Genomic DNA, 20,254 nt, shown 5'->3' on the forward strand with positions numbered 1-20,254 from the left:
AATGGAAAAACGAATAACAAAAGGGATCCTAAAAATTAGTTTGTGTTTCATATTTGCCGTTGTCAGTACAAATCTGATGGCACAAACCGACTCAAATCTTCGCACAAGACTATTCGATGAAGGATGGTCCTTTAAATTGGATAGTATCGAATCAGGTCCGGAAAAACCGGATTTCGATGACTCGGGTTGGCGGAAGTTGGATTTGCCTCACGACTGGAGTACCGAAGATGTTGCCATTCAAATCCCCGATTCGATTGTCGGCCCGTTTTACCGGAAATCTGATGGCCAAACGTTCGATGGATTTACATACGGCGGTACAGGTTGGTACCGGAAATCGTTCAAATTATCGAAAGCAGAAGAAGGCAAGAACATTTTTATTCAGTTCGATGGCGTCTATATGAATTCCGATGTTTGGATCAATGGTCATCATCTGGGGAATCACCCATACGGCTATACGCCTTTCAATTATGAATTAACCCCTTATCTGAATCTTCCAGGTCAGGAAAATGTACTGGTCGTTAAGGTTCGGAATGAAGGAAAAAATAGCCGTTGGTATGCCGGTTCTGGTATCTATCGTCATGTTCAATTAACGGTCGTGAATCCATTGCATATCGACATCTGGGGTGTAAATGTTACAACTCCGGAGGTATCGGAAACGTCGGCAAAAGTAAATGTTGCTACAACAATTACTAACGGTGAAAAAAAAGACGAAGACTTTATCCTCTTTACCCAACTGTTTAATGCCGAAGGTCATAACGTTGGCAAAGGCGAAAGCAAGGTGACAATAGCCGCAGGTGAAACACTTGAAACCAGCCAGGTGCTGATGGTTGAAAATCCAGCCCTGTGGTCGGCCGATTCACCCAATCGATATACTGTTCAGGTTGAAATTCAACAAAAAGCGAAAACTGTTGACAAGGTATCTCTTCCTGTTGGAATCCGTGATATCAAAATTGACGCGAAAAATGGGCTGCTGGTCAATGGTAAACCGGTGCTTTTGAAAGGCGGGTGCATCCATCACGATAACGGATCATTAGGTTCGATATCAATAGAGGCCGCAGAAGAGCGGAAGATTAAATTATTGAAGGAGAGTGGATTTAATGCCGTCCGGATGAGCCACAATCCCCCATCATCCGTTTTGTTAGAAGTTTGCGACCGCTTAGGAATGTATGTGATTGACGAAGCTTTTGATGCCTGGAAGAAAACCAAATTTCAGGATGATTACCATCTCTATTTTGAAGAAAACTGGGATAAGGATTTGACCGCGATGATCCATCGGGATCGTAATCACCCATCAATCATTCTTTGGAGTATCGGGAATGAAATCCGTGAACGTGCTTCGGACGAAGGACTTCAGATTACCCAAATGTTGCTGGATCGGGTAAAAGTGTTAGATCCTACCCGTAAGGTTACCGAAGCCGTTTGTGATTTTTGGGATGCCCGCAGGACGTATAACTGGGAAGAACACACTCCTGCAATCTTTGACATTCTTGAAGTTGGCGGGTACAATTATATGGATGAAAAATACGAAGCGGATCATGAAAAATACCCCGATCGAATTATGTTGGGAACAGAATCCTATCCTTCAAAGGCATATGAAATATGGCAATTATTGCAAAAGCACTCTTATCTGATTGGCGATTTTGTGTGGACGGCTATGGACTATAGAGGAGAAGCAGGATGTGCCAATACGGGATTTATTAAGGGGAAGCAAAGAAAGACATTTGTTCAATGGCCTTGGTTTAACGCCTTTTGTGGCGACCTCGATTTTGTTGGCAATAAAAAACCACAATCCTTTTATCGCGATGTGGTTTGGGATCGGAGCCCAATTGAGATGATGGTTCAAAAGCTTGAAGTTCCGGAAGGAATGAGATACTACGTGAACGACTGGGGATGGCCCGATGAGTTGAAAAGCTGGAGTTGGGCGGGTTCGGAAGGCGACACGCTACAGGTTCGTGTGTATACCAAAAGTAAATTGGTGAAACTCGAATTGAATGGAAAACTGATTGGAGAACAAGCGATAGCAGACACTTCGATAACAGCGCTTTTTAATGTGCCTTATCAACCGGGTACATTGGTTGCTAAAGCTTATGAGAATGGAAAAGAAGTATCGTCAACATTGTTGAAAACAGTTGGAAAACCTGCTGCCATTCGACTGATTGCCGACCGAACGACTATCAAAGCGAATCGGAATGATTTGGCTTATGTTTCAGTCGAAATTGTTGATGCTGAAGGCAATCTTGTTCCTTATGCCGATGATATCGAGATCAATTACACAATCACTGGTCCGGGCGAAATTGCAGGAGTTGGTAATGGAAATCCCATAGACATATCCAGTTTTCAGCAGCCTAAAAAGAAAGTTTATCAAGGGAAAGGAATGGTCATTGTCAGGCCAACAGGAATACCCGGTGAAATAATTTTGGAAGCCATAGCCGCCGGCATGGATAAAGATCGGGTAAAAATAACATTACATTAAGTAGACTATGATGAATAAATATATTGTTGCATTTGCATCTGTTTTAATGCTGTTGTTCACGGCTGAGGCTCGTGCCCAACAGCGAACTTTTTGTAACCCGATGAATCTGAATTACAGGTTCTGGTCTTCCTCGCGAGAAGCGGCAGACCCTGCAATGATCATGTATAAAGGGAATTACTTTTTATTTGCTTCTCGTTCTGGTGGATATTGGTATTCGGTCGATATGCTGGACTGGAAATATGTACGAACAGAAACTCTTCCGATCTTAAAATATGCGCCGGGTGTAATTGCCATCAACGATACGGTTTATTATTTGGCTTCTTCACGAATGAAAGATTATATTTATTATACAACAAATCCTTTTGAAGATGATTGGAAGAGAATGGATAAAAAACTCCCGATGGATGTTTGGGATCCTCAATTCTTTCAGGATGATGATGGTAAAGTTTATTTATACTGGGGGTGTTCCAATAAAGAAACAGAGCCAATAAGGGTGGTTGAACTGGATGAAAACATGCAACCAAAAACAGAACCGGTGATATGTATCCGTCATAACCCTGACGAGTATGGATGGGAAGTGTTCGGCGCAAAAAATGAAACAGGAGAGAATGGGTATAATGAGGGACCATGGATGACAAAATATAAGGGGAAATATTATCTCCAATATGCTTCAAACGGAACCGAGTTTAAAACTTATGCTGATGGAGTTTATACTGCCGACTCTCCTATAGGACCTTTTAAATATGAAACTTACAGCCCATTCTCCTATAAACCGGGTGGATTTATAGGAGGTGCCGGGCATAGTGCTACAATTCAAGATAGATATGGAAATTACTGGCATGTGACGAGTTTAAGTATTGGAATGCGAGGGAATTTTGAGCGTCGTTTGGGCTTGTTTCCCGCAAGTTTCGATAAAGAAGGGGTGTTACGTACCTACACTGCTTTTGGCGATTATCCTACGATAATACCATCCGGTAAAATGAACCCAAAAAAAGAAAGTCTTTTTACAGGCTGGATGTTATTGTCCTACAATAAAAAAGCTAGCGCCTCTTCTTTTTTGGAGCAATATCCGGTTATGGATGCTTTTGATGAAAATGTAAAAACCTGGTGGTCCGCCAAGACTGGGAATAAAGGCGAATGGCTTAGTGTGGAATTGGATGACAAAGTAACTGCAATTAAAGCTATTCAGATCAATTTTGCCGATCATGAAGCATTACTAAATCCAGATAGCACAAACATATACGCTTATCGGGTGTGGGCATCGATCGACGGGAAGAATTGGGAAGTAGTGGTTGACAAGAGCAATAATGCGAGAGATGCTTGTCATGATTACATTGAGTTTGCAAAACCAGTGAAAGCTAAATACATCAAGATTGAAAATGTGAAAGATGTACCCGGTGATGGTAAATTTTCAGTTTTCGATTTACGGATTTTTGGAATGCAAAAAGGCAAAAAGCCGAAAAAGATTAATGAATTCGAAGTTAAGCGCGATTATGACAATTCCCGAAAGGCTTTGGTGAAATGGACCCTTGATGATTCTGCTACTGGATATGTAGTTAATTATGGAACAGCCAGCGACAAGCTATACACCTCAGTCATGGTATACGGGCAGGATTCAGTACAACTTACAGGTCTAAATAAAAGAGTGAGTTATTATTTCAGTATTGATGCATTTAATGAAGCAGGTATAACTAATGGCACTAAAAAGATAGAGGTAGAATAGTGCAACGATGTTGGTATCTCGGATATTTTAAAATTGACTATTATAAACATAATTCAACATGAAGCAAAAGTTAAGCATATTCTTATTGTCTGTTTTAGTTAGCATAGCTGCTAAAGCTCAAAATCCCATTATTGGAGATATTGGGATCTCAGATGGCCATATTCGCGTCTTTAACGATACTGTTTTCTTGTACTGTGGGCATGATTTTAGCAAAAAGGATACAACCTGGGTCATGAAAGACTGGCGGATTTTTTCAACAACAGATCTCGTCCACTGGACTCAGCGGGGAGTTGTTTTGCCAAAAGATAATTACATGGACGATAACAGCACCGATTGTTGGGCAGGGGATGCAGCCCAGCGTAACGGGAAATACTATTTTTATTTTTCTGATAATATTCGAAGTATTGGTGTAATGGAGTCGGATTCTCCGGCAGGGCCATTTAAAGATGCACTTGGGAAACCATTGGTGGCACCGATGCACGACCCGACAATTTTTATTGATAATGATGAGAACAGAACTCCCTATATAGTCTATGGCAGTAAAGATGGAGGCGGTTATCATATCGCTGAACTAAATGCTGATATGATTTCATTGGTTGAGAAACCTAGGCTGATTATAATAAATGGTCCGGAATGGGAGCGTGCACCAGGATGGCAAGATAAGAATTACCTCTTTAAATATCAGGATACTTATTATCTTAGTTGGGGTAATAAGTATGCGACTTCAAAAAATGTTTATGGTCCCTATGAGTGTAAGGGGAAAGTTGGACGCGGCTATAAGTTGGGAGCTTTGGCGCATAGCTGCTTTTTTGAATGGAAAGGTCAGTTTTATCATATGTGGTGTTATTACCAGGATATGGCCTATAAATATCGTGAAACAATCATTACCTACTGTCACATTGGAGATGATGGATTGGTCGTAACCGATACCGATTTTCTGGATGAGCATTTCTCTAATGGCATGGGACAATACAATGCAGGCTGGCCTAAAATTGAAGCAGAGTGGTTTTACGAAGTGTCAGGAGATATTCGTAAGCGAGGAAATAAACCGGATGGATATTATTTGGGCGATATCAGGGACGGCAATTGGGTGCGATTCGCGAATATGACATTTGATGAAAAAAAAAATACACTTGTTGCTCGAATGTCAACTGAAGGTAAAAGCGGTAGACTTGAGGTGAGAGTTGGCTCTCCAGAAGGAAGAATGTTGGGCAAAGTTGCATTACCGGAAGCTGTTACACCTAATTCTTTTCAGGAAATTGCTTGTGAGCTGGATCAGTTCGTCGGTAAAACCGATGTCTACTTCGTGTTTAAGGGAGATAAGAACGCGACAATGAGTTTAGACTGGGTAAAATTTGAAAACTGATGGATATAAACAGTCCGGGATTCTGAAAAGGCTCATGTGTATTTTTTGGATGAACTGAAAATGAAAACCAGTGAGAATCTATTATTTGAATCAATATTAAAATCGCTGTTAAAAATGAGAGAATTTATGGTTGTCTGCTTGATAGTCATTCATTGTTTGAATTGTCAGGCACAAAATAACGATACGGAGGAGAAGAATATGTTTCAGGCCTCAATGATTAAACCAGATCGGATAGCAAAATTATCAGATGAACATTATTTCTTCGATTTTGGGAAAGATGCCTTTGGAACTTTAATAATTGAAATTAAATCGCCTCAAACAGATACGCTTATCGTGCACTTGGGTGAAAAATTGGCCGAGGATGGAACAATTGACCGGAAGCCGGGTGGCACGATCCGCTATCAAAAAGTAATGGTGACGGATATTCCAGTGAATGAAAAATTTGTGTTGTCATTACAACGAGACCGTAGAAATACAAAATCGCAAGCGATAGCCTTACCTGATTCATTTGGTGTAATTATGCCTTTTAGGTATTGCGAAATCGAGAAACTGAATGTTCCGATAAGTGATGTAGCAATCAGACAAAAAAGATACAACTATCGTTTTAATGATAGTGCAAGCTCATTTGTGAGTTCAGATACTATATTGAATCAGGTCTGGGATTTATGTAAATATACGATAAAGGCCACCAGTTTTGCTGGAATTTATGTCGATGGTGATCGGGAACGGATTCCCTACGAAGCAGATGCATACATTAACCAGTTAAGTCATTATTGTGTCGACCATGAATACGGCATGGCAAAAGAAACAATTAAGCACTTTGTCGATTATCCAACCTGGCCGACAGAATGGTTATTGCATACCATACTAATGGTTTATCAGGATTATTACTACACCGGAGATACAAGCCTGATTTCTTGTCACTATGAACAATTAAAAGAAAAGACCTTGTACCAGCTTGCTGACAAAGACGGTTTGATCAGTTCTTATTCGGATAAAGTAACGGGTGAGTTTATGCATAAAATTGGTTTTACTGATACGACTCAACGCCTAATAGATATTGTGGACTGGCCTCCTGCCCAAAAGGATTCGGGATGGGAATTGGCTAACGAAGCAGGGGAGCGTGATGGGCACGAAATGCTACCTGTTAATACTGTAGTTAACTGTTTTTTCTATGAGAATATGTGTATCATGGCAGAACTTGCCGGAGTACTAAATAAAGAAGACGATGCCAAATTTTTTTCGCGGATGGCTGAAAAGTCAAAGTATTCCATCAACGAAAAACTGTTCAACAAAGAAAAGGGGATTTATATCGACGGAATTGGGTCAACGCATGGCTCCATTCACTCGAATATGTTGCCGCTTGCATTCGGATTGGTTCCTGAAAAATACAAGCACTCTGTGGTTGCTTTTGTAAAAACACGCAAGATGGCATGCAGTGTTTATGGTGCGCAGTATTTGCTGGAAGGCTTGTATCGGGCAGGAGAAGCTAGCTATGCCCTTGATCTAATGACTTCAACTAGCGATCGCAGCTGGTGGAACATGATCCGCGTTGGTTCAACCATGGCTATGGAAGCTTGGGATATGAAATACAAGTCGAACTCTGATTGGAATCATGCTTGGGGGACTGCTCCCGGTAATATTGTTACCCGATATATGTGGGGAATTACACCGGCTGAACCTGGCTTTGAAAAAGTTCAGGTAAGTCCGCAAATGTCTAACTTGTCATTTTCTACCATAAAAGTTCCAACAATAAAAGGGCCAATAAATGCAGAATTCAAGCAAAAAAACGGAAGGACAAAACTTTTTATTTTGGAATTACCACAGGGAATGGAAGGGGAATTTAGTTTGATTGCAAAGGGTGAAAAATCAAAGGTAATGGTAAATAAAATTGCTGTTCGATCAAAGGATGGGCAAATTCCATTAAAGCCGGGATTCAATCGAATTTCAATAAAAGAAAAGAAGAAATGAGAAAAGGTAAAATTAAATACGAATGCATGAAATTTATTACAGCAAAAAAAATGACAATTTCATTCGAGCTAAGAGGTAATGTTTCATCTATTTTTCGACAGTGTTTTCTACTTATTAACATTGTTCCAATTCAAGTATTGGAATTACTCTCTGTTTTTAGGAAAATTGTGATCTGTTTCATATTCGTTATGGGAACACTTTTAGTGTTTGCTCAACAAAACGATTGGGAAAATGAACAGGTTATTGGTATTAATAAAGAAAAGGGGCATGCCTTTTATATTCCATATGGAACTTTGGAACAGGCTCAGTTAGGCTATGTCGATGGGTCACCCTACTTTCTGTCGCTAAATGGGATGTGGAAATTTAATTGGGTAAAACATCCCGATTTAGCTCCTGCAAACTTTCAGGAACCCGCTACTGATGTCAGCTATTGGGATGATATCGATGTTCCCTCCAATTGGCAATTACGGGGGTATGGTAAACCTATATATACAAATACAGTCTACCCGTTCGAGAAGAATCCTCCTTATGTTATGGGGAAAGATATTCCGAGTAATTTCACGAAAAATGATTTACCCAATCCTGTAGGTTCATATCGACGTGACTTTGAAATTCCCGAAAATTGGGATGAGAGGGAAGTATTTATTCATTTCGACGGTGTTCAAAGTGCCATGTATGTTTGGGTGAACGGACAGAAAGTGGGTTATAGTGAGGGCAGTATGACACCTGCAGAATTTAATATCACTAAATATATCAAGTCAGGGAAAAATACTTTGGCTGTGAAAGTTTACCGTTGGAGTGACGGAAGTTACCTTGAATGCCAAGATTTCTGGCGTCTATCTGGTATTTATCGCGACGTATTTCTTTATGCTGTACCTAAGATTCATATCAGTGACTATTTTCTCCAAGCAGATTTTAATGATGATTTCAGTTCGGCCACTATCCAAACAACCCTTGAAATTAAAAAAAATGGAGGTAAGGATGGAGGTCAATTAGATGCTTTATTAGTAGAAAAGGGTAAAGACTTAAATACAGCAAGATCGTTGTTCTCTATTCCAATGACGAAGGTCTCGAAGAACGGTCTTACGCAAACAATTATCAGTGAAGTTGGGGCTCCCAAACTATGGACGGCAGAACGACCTAACTTGTATGATGTATTTTTTATTTTGAAATCCTCGGATGGAAATGTTACTGAAGTTCTGCAATCTAATTTTGGCTTTAGGGAAATTGAAATCAAAGACCAACAGCTTTTTATTAATGGGAAAAGCATCCTTCTGAAAGGTGTTAACCGAGTTGAACATGATCCCTATGATGGACGTGCTATTGGTTTAGAGATGATGCAGAAGGATATTGAGTTAATGAAGCAACTGAATATTAATACAGTCCGCACTTCTCACTTTCCTAATCATCCCGATTGGTATCGTTTGTGTGATGAATACGGATTATATGTTGTTGCGGAAGCGAATGTTGAATCGCATGGCATGGGAGGTGATAAGGATGGACGACTTGCCCGTGACCCTAGATGGGAAAAGGCTCATGTTGATCGAAATGTCAGGTCCGTTGAACGGGATAAGAATCATCCCTCAATCATTATGTGGTCAATGGGAAATGAAGCTGGTTCCGGTTCTAATTTTGCTGCGAGTTATCAGGCAATTAAAGCAATTGACAAAACTCGCCCTGTGCATTATCAAGGAGATAACGATCATGCAGACGTAGAATCAGAGATGTATATTACAATAGGTTCATTAAAAAGAAAAGCTAAATCAGAAGAAAGTAAACCTTTTTTTGTTTGCGAATATGCACATGCTATGGGTAATGGCCCGGGATCAGTGAAAGAATATTGCGATATGTTTGAGCAGTATCCAAGGCTAATTGGCGGTTGTATATGGGATTGGGTTGACCAAGGTATCGCAAGGCCAGTTCCGGGAGAACCAACAAAGACTTATTTCGCTTATGGAGGTGATTTTGGAGACCGTCCCACGCGATGGAATTTTCTGATGAATGGGCTAACAACACCCGACAGGCAAATTACTCCTAAAATGCAAAATGTGAAGAAATGTTACCAATACATAAGCTTAAAATCTCATGATGTGGTTTCAGGTAAAATAGAGGTCACGAATAATTATCAGTTTATAAACCTTAAAAAATTTGATGCAATATGGGAGTTAACATGTGATGGAAAGGTTATTCAGGATGGTGTTATCGAAAAACTTGATTTAGAGTCAGGGTGCACAAAAGAGGTGATAATTCCATTCAATTCTCCGGATTATGAGACAGGGGCTGAGTATTTTTTACGGGTGAGCTTTCGTCTATCTAAAGATGAATCATGGGCTAAATCTGGATATGAGGTTGCCAGTGAGCAATTTTTGATTCCTTTTGATGTGCCAGATTCAAAGGTGTTGAGTTTGGATGGATTTGGAGTGCTTAAGTTTGAAGAAAAAGGTGATTCTCTGATATTATCAGGGAAATTATTTAAAGTTTGCTTTAGTAAAAAGGCCGGTACTATTACCGATTATCAATTCAATTCCATGAATCTGCTACATACAGATCAAGAAGCTATTCATGGCGTAAATGTGGAAACACCGGTTGTTTACTGGGATACTTTGACTGACAAAAAGGTAGCTGGACCACAGCTAAGTTTATACCGGGCGCCAACGGACAACGATCTAGCTAATGGTCGAGGAATTGCTATGAAATGGAACCAATTTCAATTGGCTCATTTGACGCATCAGGTGACATGTTTAGATTATAAGCAAGTTAATAATAAAGCGATTGAGGTAAATGTACACATGGTTTCCTCAACTTCAGCAAGCTATCATATTAATTCCCACACCAAGTATACTGTTTTTGTCAATGGGATCATAAAAGTTGAAACAACTGTTGAACCAGATGATAAGCTTGGGATGCTACCACGCGTAGGTCATATTTTACAAATGCCTGAGGGGTTTGAGAATATTGAATATTTTGGAGCAGGTCCATTCGAAAATTATCGGGATCGGATGGATGGTGCTTATATTGGGAGATATCATACTACCACGACAGATATGGAAGAGTATTATGCCCGTCCTCAGGAAATGGGCAACCGCAGCGAAGTCAGATGGTTTACCGTAACTAACCGAACTGGTAATGGTCTTATGTTTGTGGCTGATAGCACTCTTCTAAATTTTAGTGCTTTACATTTCCGTCCGACTGATTTGAGCAAGGCGAATTATCCATATCAATTGAAAGCCAGACCTGAATCAATTATCACTATCGACGCTTCACATTTAGGTTTGGGATCCGCTGCTTGTGGCCCATTAGCTTTAAGAGAATATGTTTTAAAGGAGGAAAAAATGTCTTTCAAGTATGAGATAAGACCTTATAATCCATCATTGGGTGATAAAGCAATTATTTCAAGAAAGTTAGTGCCTGGATATTAGTGTTGAATTCTTTTTGGGGTGATACAAGGTTCTTAATATATAGTGAATCATGAATATGTATGTTTGTTAATTAGTATATGAAAAATATAGAGAAATATTACAGGTCGAGAAACTTTGTTCAATTGACAGTTGTTTTAATAAATTTATTTTTGTCTGTTTCAACAAATGCTCAGATAGTGGATGAAATCTACTTGCAAAAAAAGTGGAAAGCAAAATGGATTAGTGTGCCAGATATTAATCCATCCGGTTATGGTGTCTATTTATTTCGGAAAAATTTTGATTTGGAAAACATACCAGAAACATTTCCGGTGTATGTATCCGGAGATAACAGATACATGCTCTTTGTCAATCAGAAATTGGTTTCGATGGGCCCTGCACGAGGAGATGTTTCACATTGGAACTATAAACAAGTTGATTTAGCACCTTTTCTACAGTCTGGGAAAAATATTGTTGCAGCGAAAGTCTGGAATGAAGGGGAGTTCCGTCCTGAAGCCAATATGACTTTTCAAACGGGTTTTATTTTGCAAGGAGGAATTCGGGAGGCCCGTGCGCTGAACACCGATAAATCGTGGCAATGTATACAAGACACAAGTTATACTCCAATTGAAATCAATTTGCCTTCAACTTCGTACAGGGCCGGTCCTGGTGAATTGGTCGATATGAATAAGCAAATACATGCCTGGAGCGAATTAGATTTTGAAGATAGTTCCTGGGTAAATGCAAATGAAATTACCAAAGGCTATCCAAAGGATATGATTGGGTATGGCAGTGCTTATGGTTGGTTACTGATTCCTTCAAAATTACCTCAAATGGAGATGAAGCTACAGCGTATCCCCAAGCTGGTTAAAGCTGAAGGAGTGAAAGTTTTAGGATCCTTTCCTGCTAAACCAAGTTCAATTACGATTCCTGCTAAAACGACCGCTACGCTTTTGCTCGATCAAACATTCCTGACTAATGCCTATCCAACGCTCATTTTCAGTGAGGGAAAGCATGCTGAAATTATATTAGAGTATGCTGAAGCTCTATTTGAATCCCTCCCTTTTGAAAAAGGTAATAGAGATGAGGTAGAAGGTAAAATAATGAAAGGAAGATATGATTGTATTATTTCAAATGGGACAAAAGATCAGCAGTTTACCTCACTTTCATGGAGAACATTTCGTTATTTACAAATAAAAGTAACTACCGGAACCAGCCCATTGGTGATCAATGATATCTATGGGAATTTTACAGGATATCCCTTTGAGCTGAAAGCAAAACTTGAAACAGATCGACCCGATCTGCAAAAAATAATGGAGATTGGCTGGCGCACTGCCAGGCTATGTGCCACCGAAACCTACATGGACTGCCCATATTATGAACAATTACAATATGTTGGAGATACCCGCATTCAAGGTTTAATTTCGTTGTATAATACAGGAGACGATCGCTTGTTACGAAATGCGATCAATATTTTAGATTATTCCAGAGTTCCTGAAGGCCTCACTCTTGCAAGGTATCCGGCCAATAATCCAATGATTATTTCGCCATTTTCGATTTGGTATATAGCCATGCTCCATGACTATATGATGTATGGCAATGATGAGAATTTTATTAAAGATAAACTTGCCGGGGTCAGGCAGGTTATGGCTTATTATGAAAAGTATCAACAACCTGATGGCTCTCTTAAAAATCTGCCTGGATGGATTTTTACGGATTGGGTAAAAGTGCCTGATTGGTTTATGGGATGCCGGTCTTATGGAGAGGATGGGAATTCAGCATTGATCGATCTTCAACTTGTATATGCCTATCAGTGTGCTGCCGATTTGGAGGAAGAAGTGGGAATGGCAGCTTTTTCCGAGTTGTACCGGGAGAAAGCTGAATTGTTGAAACACACGATTCGGAGTAAATATTGGGACAGTAGCAAAAAACTTTTTGCTGATAGGTCGGAGAAAGATCTTTTTTCACAGCACACTAATTCACTGGCGATAATAACAGGAACAGCTTCGAAAGAAGAATCCCGATTGATTGCCGAGCAGCTGCTGGCTGATTCAACTTTGGCGCCTGCTTCAATTTATTTTAAGTTTTACTTGCATCAAGCATTAACGAAGGCGGGCTTAGGTGATGGTTATCTCAATTGGTTGGATACCTGGCGTGAAAATATGGACATGGGCTTAACAACTTGGGGAGAAACTTCTGAGGTTAATGAAACTCGATCCGATTGTCACGCTTGGGGCGCAAGTCCGAACATCGAATTTTTCAGGACAGTACTTGGAATAGACAGCGATGCTCCCGGATTTACAAAAGTGAAGATCGAACCTCACTTGGGTAAGCTGACCGAAATTGGAGGAGAAATGCCGCATCCCTATGGAATAATAAAAGTGAATTATTCATTACTCAAAAATAGCTTGAAGGCTGACATTGTTCTCCCATCCAATACAAGTGGTCGGTTTATTTGGAAAGGTAAGGAGATCTTGTTAAATGAAGGAGAAAATCATTTGAAACTATAAATGTGATGAATCAACAACGAATATTGCTTGTTCTTTTAGCCTTATTGTATTTGGTGTTAATTTCAAATACTTGTTACAGTCAAAGAGGGGAAACCATATGCAATCCACTAAATATAAATTATCGATTTCAGTTAGACCAACCATCCCGAAGGGAAGCTGCTGACCCGAGTGTGATACAGTATCAAGATGGTTATTTGTTATTTGCGTCCATGTCTGGTGGTTACTGGTATTCAGAAGATCTGGCCAATTGGGAATTTATTGAGTCGGATCAGATTCCTAAAGAAGAATATGCCCCAACAGCTATTTCAATCGGAGATACAGTTTACTTTTTGGCCTCGTCAACTCAGAAGAGTACCATTTATAAAACAACCGATCCGCTATCCGGTAAATGGGATGTGGCTGTAGATTCACTGGAAATTATAGTTTGGGATCCCTATTTATTTATGGATAATGATCAGCGACTTTACTTATACTGGGGATGTTCAAACTTTAAACCGATTTATGGAATAGAACTGAATTATAAGGAAAACTTCACTCTTATTGGCGACCGAAGTGAATTGTTTTATGGGGAACCAGATACTTACGGTTGGGAACGTCCCGATGATTATAATAATTATTCCGGGCGCAAAAAGCCATGGGTCGAAGGTGCTTGGGTAACAAAACATAACGGAACCTATTACTTGCAATATTCAGCTCCTGGAACCCAGTTTAAGAGCTACGCTGATGGTGTTTACGTTTCAAATAATCCCTTAGGGCCATATGAAATTGCAGCGAATAATCCCTTTTCCTATAAACCGGAAGGCTTTATTGCCGGGGCAGGCCATGGCAGTACTTTTCAGGATAAATATGGAAATTTTTGGCACATGGCATCCATGAGTATTTCAGTGAAGCATAAATTTGAACGCAGGTTGGGTCTGTGGCCCGCATTTTTTGATAATGATGGTACATTTTACAGCTATACTGCATTTGGAGATTTTCCGCATCAGCTTCCACAAAATCGAATGAAAGGGTCCGGAGACTATCAGCCCAGTTCTCTAATACTTTCTTATCATAAACCGGTTGAGGTTTCATCAACCCTGCCCAATTATGCAAAAGAAAATGCCACCGATGAGAATGTTCGAACAAGCTGGAGTGCCGAATCCGGCAATGCTGGAGAATGGCTTATGGTCGATTTGCAAAGTCAATATAAAATCAGTGCCATTCAAATCAATTTTGCTGATGTGGAAACCACTCTTTTAGGACGTAAGGATTCCATTTTTTATCAATATAAAATTGAATATTCAACTTATAAAATAAAATGGAAAACTTTGGTTGATAAAACAGCGAACACCTATGATTGTCCCCACGATTTGATCGAATTGCCTTTAAAGGTTTCATGTCGATATGTGAGACTAATCAATTTCAGAGTTCCTGATGGAAAATTCGCGCTATCAGGATTCCGGATTTTCGGTAATGGGAGAGGTAAAACTCCACGGCAAGTGTCCAATTTTTCTTGTCAGCGCGACACCACAGATAATCGGAATGCTAAGCTTAGTTGGCAAAAGAGCAATGGCGCAGTGGGTTATAATATTCGCTATGGAACTTCTCCGGAAAAATTGTACCTGAACTATCAGGTTTATGATGTTGATTCATTAACCATTCACAGTTTAAACAGCATTCAGAACTATTATTTCACTATTGATGCATTTAATGAAAGTGGAATAACCAATGGGGTAAAGATTATTGATGCAGCCATGAAAAATTAGTTAAGAGACGATGTAACTGAAATATAAACACCAAAATATTAACGGATTAAAATAGAATAAATGAAGAGAGGAATTGTATTGTTGATCTTGCTCGTTGCAAGTACGCTGTCATACGTCCAAGCAGCAAAGGCGGATTATTTTGTGGGCAAGTGGAATGTTGAAATTAAGGGTACTCCCGGAGGAGATTCAAAATTAGTAGTAACGCTTGTACGAAAAGAGGGAAAGTTGACGGGGACGGTCTACAGCGAAGCCGATGGAACAAAAGACGTTAAGGAAGTTGAAGAGGATGGTAATTCGTTGAAGGTCTTCTTTAAACATGGTTGGTTCACCGTTGAATTACTCATGAATAAGAAAGATGAAAACCATTGCTCGGCCAAAATGGCCGATCGCTACGATGGTGCTTGTGCCCGAAATTTGGCTGATTCCGAATAAATTAATCTAAAAAGTTATCAATGAAAGTCAAAGGAAAAATAATTGTAGTAACTGACGGAGGCGGTGGTTTGGGGCGTAAACTTGTTTTAAATCTACTTGAAAAAGGAGCTAAGGTAGCTATAGTTGATATTAATAGTGAAGCGTTGGATGAAACTATAAAGCTAGCAAGGGAAAATATATCAAATTTATCTAAGTATGTACTAAACATAACGGATAAAGAAAGGGTTCTTGTCTTTCCGGAAGAAATCATAAAAATTCACGGAGCGGTAGATGGAATTATTAATAATGCAGGAATTATTCAACCATTTATAAATGCAAGTGCTGTTGGTTTTGATGTAATTGAATGCATTATGAACATTAACTTTTATGGCACTTTAAATATGGCTAAAGCCTTTTTACCATATTTTGAAAAACGTCCAGAGGCGCATATCGTTAATATTTCAAGTATGGGTGGATTTATTCCTTTTCCTGGACAAACCTTGTATGGCGCTTCAAAAGCTGCAGTTAAACTACTTACCGAAGGCTTATATGCTGAATTGAAGGATATGAATATAAAGGTTACTGTTGTACACCCAGGTGCGATTAATACAAATATTAAATTTAATTCTGGTTTAGAACAATCTGAAAAGGAAAAAGAAGAAGCTAAGACAAGTTCCGGAGTACTTCAGCCAAACGAAGCTGCCAAAAAAAATATAGCGGTCATTGAGAAAGATAAATTCAGAGCTAGGATAGGAAAAGATGCCAAAATGTTAGATGTTCTATACCGTATAGCTCCAAAGTTTGCGGTAAATTTAATTACAAAAAAAAATGAAATCAGCATCTCAATTTAAAGATATTTGGTTTTACATGTAAATAGAAAAAAAATGTAAGACTTTAGTTGATATATTGTCATTTTAACAATTGTTATTATTGAAATTGTTTAAATGCCCAATTTGGAGCAGGTAATCTGATTAGTAGACTGGTATTCCGTGATTTAATTTACGTGTTAATTAAAAATAGATCAGATGCTAAGTACTAAAATTATAAAAAAAACATATGTGAGCATTTGCCTTTTGGTAACCAGAGGGGCAATACAAAAGTAAAACTTCATGAAATAGTTAAAGCCAGATTATATCGTCTAAAAACTGGCTGTTAGCGACTGTAAATATCATTCAAACAGCTATTTAGGATAAGATGTAGTTGAAATAGTGTTTATTCCCACTATAGAAAATGGTGCAAAGATGAAAAAGCTATGGCAATCTTTACTTAGTCATCTCTTAAAAAGATGCCAGAATATTGATAATCAGTTGATAAACTTTTTCATTCCATACTTAAATCTGCAAGCAAATAATTATTTTAGTTTAAAAGCTTGCAGATATGGTTGGAAAACAGGACAATACACCTCAATTAAGTATTTTTGACACACCACTAGAACGATTCATCAATTTAGAGCATGAATTGTGTATTTTATCAAGGCAAATTGACTGCGATTCAATAGAAATGGAATTCTCTGTTTATTTTTCCGAAATCGGACGTCCATCTGTTCCAATCCGAAGAATGGTAGGGTTGCTTGTGTTGAAACACATTTATAATTTAAGTGATGAGTCCATCGTTGACAGATGGATTGAAAATCCCTATTGGCAGTATTTTAGCGGGGAGAAAGTTTTTTAAACACAAAAGCCTTTTGATCCAAACGATTTTATACATTTTAGAAACCGTATTGGGAAAGAAGGAGCAGAAATATTATTGAAAGTATCAATTCAGTTATTTGGCAAAGAAGCTCAGGAAAAAGAAGTATTAATTGACAGTACGGTACAAGAGAAGAATATCACTTACCCAACCGACGCAAAACTACACAGGCGTATAATTGAGAAAGTAAACAAGATAGCCAAACAAGAGGGAATCACATTACGCCAAACTTATACCCGAACCTTAAAGCAGTTGATGATAGACCAACGTTTTCATAATCACCCAAAAAGAAGGAAGAAAGCCAAAGCTGCATTACGAAAAATCAAGACTATTGCAGGTCGCCAGGTCAGAGATATCCAAAGACAATTCACCACATCTCAACAAAAGAGATATCAGGAATTATTTATCATTCTCGATAAAATCTTAACACAACAAAAAGGAGATAAAAACAAGATTTACAGTATCCATGAACCTGAGACTCGCTGTATTGCTAAAGGAAAAGAAGCAAAGAAATTTGAGTTTGGAAACAAGACTAGGTTTGTTTTGACTAAAACCACAAAAATAGTAGTTGGCGCTATTGCCTTTGAAAATAATCCTTACGATGGGCACACTCTAGAAGAACATTTAAAACAAACAGAATCTTTAACAGGAAGCTGTCCAAAAATAGGGATCGTAGACAGAGGATACAGAGGGAAAAAGAAGATCAATGGTACTGAAATAATATCACCTTCTGTTCCTAAAAGAGAAACGACTCAGTATGAAAAACAAAAAGCAAGAAAACGTTTTAGAGCCAGAGCTGGAATAGAACTAGTTATTGGACATATTAAGCAAGATCACAGAATGTTAAGGAATTATCTAAAAGGTGTTCTTGGTAATCAATTAAATACAATTTTTGCCGGAACTGGGTTTAATCTAAAGAAAATGCTCAATAGAATTAAAGAGCAAATCCTTTGTGTCTTTTAAAAAAAACTAAATCTTTGGATGCAATTATTTTCAAAAATCAAACTCTCAAAAGATATGACTTTTTAAGATTTGACTACTTAGTAAATACAAATCATTGCTAGATATGTCATCCGTACAATTGTATGACACACATAAACCATCCTAGCGAGGAGGAGAAGCTGTGGGATACCAAGGCAGAAAAAAACGTAAAACAAGCAAATTCTTATCCTTTCGGATGTAAATGGGATACCAATCGCTTGTAGTGAGCCTATCACGGGCAATTACAATGATGCTTACCAACTTGTAGAAAACTTTGAAAGTATGATTGAGTCACTGAAAAATCACATATACCGATTGACGGTCTTTTTCTAAATGCTGATGCTGGTTTTGGCAATAAAGCATTTAGAGACAGTCTATGCACACATGATATTGCCGACAATATTGACAAAAATAAACGCAATGGAGTACAGGATGACGATTTATTCTTTGATGATATACTATACCGAAGATGATTTGTTAATGAAAGAACCAATACTTGGTTAGATGCCTTTAAGACTATTCTAGTTAGGTTTGAAACAAAAAAAACTTATTGGAAATCACTCAATACCATCGCGTTTTATGTCATTTTACTCAGACAACTTTAAACAACTTCAATATTAAAATGCAGCCTGAAGTTATTTAAAGACTTTCAGGTTGCTTTTTTTTTTGCAATAGATTCTTTGATTTTCTATCGGCCTTTGTTCATTTTATGAATACCATAAGGATGAAAATAATTTACTGGACTTCTTGCTTTTTAACACGAACCGGATTTCTTCTGTTTAACGAATAAAAGTATACATGGCCCATAAAAGAAAGAATTGCACACTAAAAAAGCAAAATTATTAATTCTCAGTTTTTATATCATTTTTGGGTGTTAAGGCTATTTTACAGCTAAAGTGTAGTAACCAAATAATTTCATTGAATATCTTTAAAGCGATATAAATAAGGTGCTTTGTGCGACTTGCCACTATATTTTTTCTCCAGCCTTTCCAGTATGTTTAAACTTAACATTTTTCGTTGAAAATTGGTTCTGGTAAATTCTCGTTGAAAAACGGCTTCATATAATTTTTGCAGTTCACCCATGGTAAATGTCTCGCTCATCAAATTTTCTCCAATTTCAACCAATTTTTTATCCAAGTCATCTTGTAATTTTAAAATAGCTTTTTCAACTATAATATTGTGATTAAACAAAAGTTTAGGATGTTCAAAAGCATCAACCCATTTATGTTCATTAACAAATAAGTCTTTTGTTGTAGGTTTTAACTTATCTTCATCAACTAAGGCATAATAACATATTCTAATAAACCGTTGATTTAGCCAATTCTCAACCATTTTATCTCCTAACTGTTTCGAGAAAACATTAACAATATCTTCGCTGTTGTATTTTGCTTTCCCTGTAGTATAGAATTGTTCCAGATATATATTTTCCAGGTCTGTTCTATCCTTTAAATTTCTCATTGCAGCATCGTCTATGTCCTCATCTTTCATAACCAAGCCCCCGGGTAACATAAAATGAGGTGTGTCTGCAAATTTCAGCAAAAGAACGTTTAGTCTTTTTTTATGAAAGCTAAAAATAACTGTGTTAACAGCTATATTAGGTAAATGAAATTCCGATGCATATTTTAAATGCTCTTTTACTTTGATTTTATATTCTTTGTCACTTATATTTAAATAATTCATCTGTATTGATTTAAGCTTTTTTGAGATTCAAAAGTTCGATAACTTTTGAATCTTCATTCATTTTTATAAAATGTGTTTAAAATTTTAGAATTTCTCTTCGTTACAAGATCTTCGTTGTAATTTACTTTTCTGCAAGAAATGAATTTGATATCTAGCCTAATATTTAAGGCACACAATAATACAAGCCATTTTATACTGCAAAGATATTGTTTTTATTTGTTAGATAAGAAGCAATTAAGTTATTATGTCGAAATGATACAATCGCATAGTTTTGAACCATCAAATTATAACATTTTGGGCTTAAGTTTAT

At 38.0% G+C, this 20,254-nt stretch carries 11 protein-coding genes and 1 pseudogene; 11 read left to right on the top strand and 1 reads right to left on the bottom strand.

Annotation, left to right across the window (positions count from 1 at the left end; all coding sequences use genetic code 11):
- Position 1 precedes the first annotated feature (1 nt).
- The 11 genes and pseudogenes from BZG01_RS12650 to BZG01_RS12700 form a co-directional block, all read left to right on the top strand.
- Entirely contained in the window at positions 2-2,473 is a 2,472-nt protein-coding gene (locus tag BZG01_RS12650; protein ID WP_101310207.1) for a glycoside hydrolase family 2 TIM barrel-domain containing protein, read from the top strand.
- Between the two features lie 10 nt (positions 2,474-2,483).
- Positions 2,484-4,196, top strand: a complete 1,713-nt coding sequence (locus BZG01_RS12655; RefSeq protein ID WP_180327305.1) for a family 43 glycosylhydrolase — start codon at positions 2,484-2,486, stop codon at positions 4,194-4,196.
- 58 nt (positions 4,197-4,254) lie between these two features.
- Complete coding sequence (locus BZG01_RS12660; protein WP_101310209.1) at positions 4,255-5,562, top strand: family 43 glycosylhydrolase; 1,308 nt, start codon at positions 4,255-4,257, stop codon at positions 5,560-5,562.
- A gap of 114 nt (positions 5,563-5,676) precedes the next feature.
- Positions 5,677-7,533: a family 78 glycoside hydrolase catalytic domain gene (locus tag BZG01_RS12665; protein WP_180327306.1), complete on the top strand. Its 1,857-nt coding sequence runs from the start codon at positions 5,677-5,679 to the stop codon at positions 7,531-7,533.
- A 26-nt stretch (positions 7,534-7,559) separates the two neighbouring features.
- Positions 7,560-10,952, top strand: a complete 3,393-nt coding sequence (gene lacZ, locus BZG01_RS12670) for a beta-galactosidase, LacZ type (RefSeq protein WP_180327307.1) — start codon at positions 7,560-7,562, stop codon at positions 10,950-10,952.
- 176 nt (positions 10,953-11,128) lie between these two features.
- On the top strand, positions 11,129-13,438 hold the full coding sequence (locus BZG01_RS12675) for an alpha-L-rhamnosidase-related protein (RefSeq protein WP_218973100.1): 2,310 nt from the start codon (positions 11,129-11,131) through the stop codon (positions 13,436-13,438).
- Positions 13,439-13,443: 5 nt separating this feature from the next.
- Positions 13,444-15,183, top strand: coding sequence for a family 43 glycosylhydrolase (locus tag BZG01_RS12680; RefSeq protein ID WP_101310213.1), 1,740 nt, complete (start codon positions 13,444-13,446; stop codon positions 15,181-15,183).
- 60 nt (positions 15,184-15,243) lie between these two features.
- Positions 15,244-15,615: a hypothetical protein gene (locus BZG01_RS12685; protein ID WP_101310214.1), complete on the top strand. Its 372-nt coding sequence runs from the start codon at positions 15,244-15,246 to the stop codon at positions 15,613-15,615.
- A gap of 20 nt (positions 15,616-15,635) precedes the next feature.
- Positions 15,636-16,445, top strand: a complete 810-nt coding sequence (locus BZG01_RS12690; protein WP_101310215.1) for an SDR family NAD(P)-dependent oxidoreductase — start codon at positions 15,636-15,638, stop codon at positions 16,443-16,445.
- Positions 16,446-16,971: 526 nt separating this feature from the next.
- A complete protein-coding gene (locus BZG01_RS12695; protein WP_101310216.1) occupies positions 16,972-17,265 on the top strand; it encodes a transposase in 294 nt (97 codons plus the stop codon).
- 15 nt (positions 17,266-17,280) lie between these two features.
- Positions 17,281-18,246: pseudogene (locus tag BZG01_RS12700) on the top strand (IS5 family transposase); the annotation flags it as partial.
- Positions 18,247-19,179: 933 nt separating this feature from the next.
- Here BZG01_RS12700 and BZG01_RS12705 read toward each other — a convergent pair.
- Complete coding sequence (locus BZG01_RS12705; protein ID WP_180327308.1) at positions 19,180-19,944, bottom strand: NUDIX hydrolase; 765 nt, start codon at positions 19,942-19,944, stop codon at positions 19,180-19,182.
- Positions 19,945-20,254 lie beyond the last annotated feature (310 nt).

Source organism: Labilibaculum manganireducens (assembly GCF_002843385.1).
Lineage (GTDB): Bacteria > Bacteroidota > Bacteroidia > Bacteroidales > Marinifilaceae > Labilibaculum > Labilibaculum manganireducens.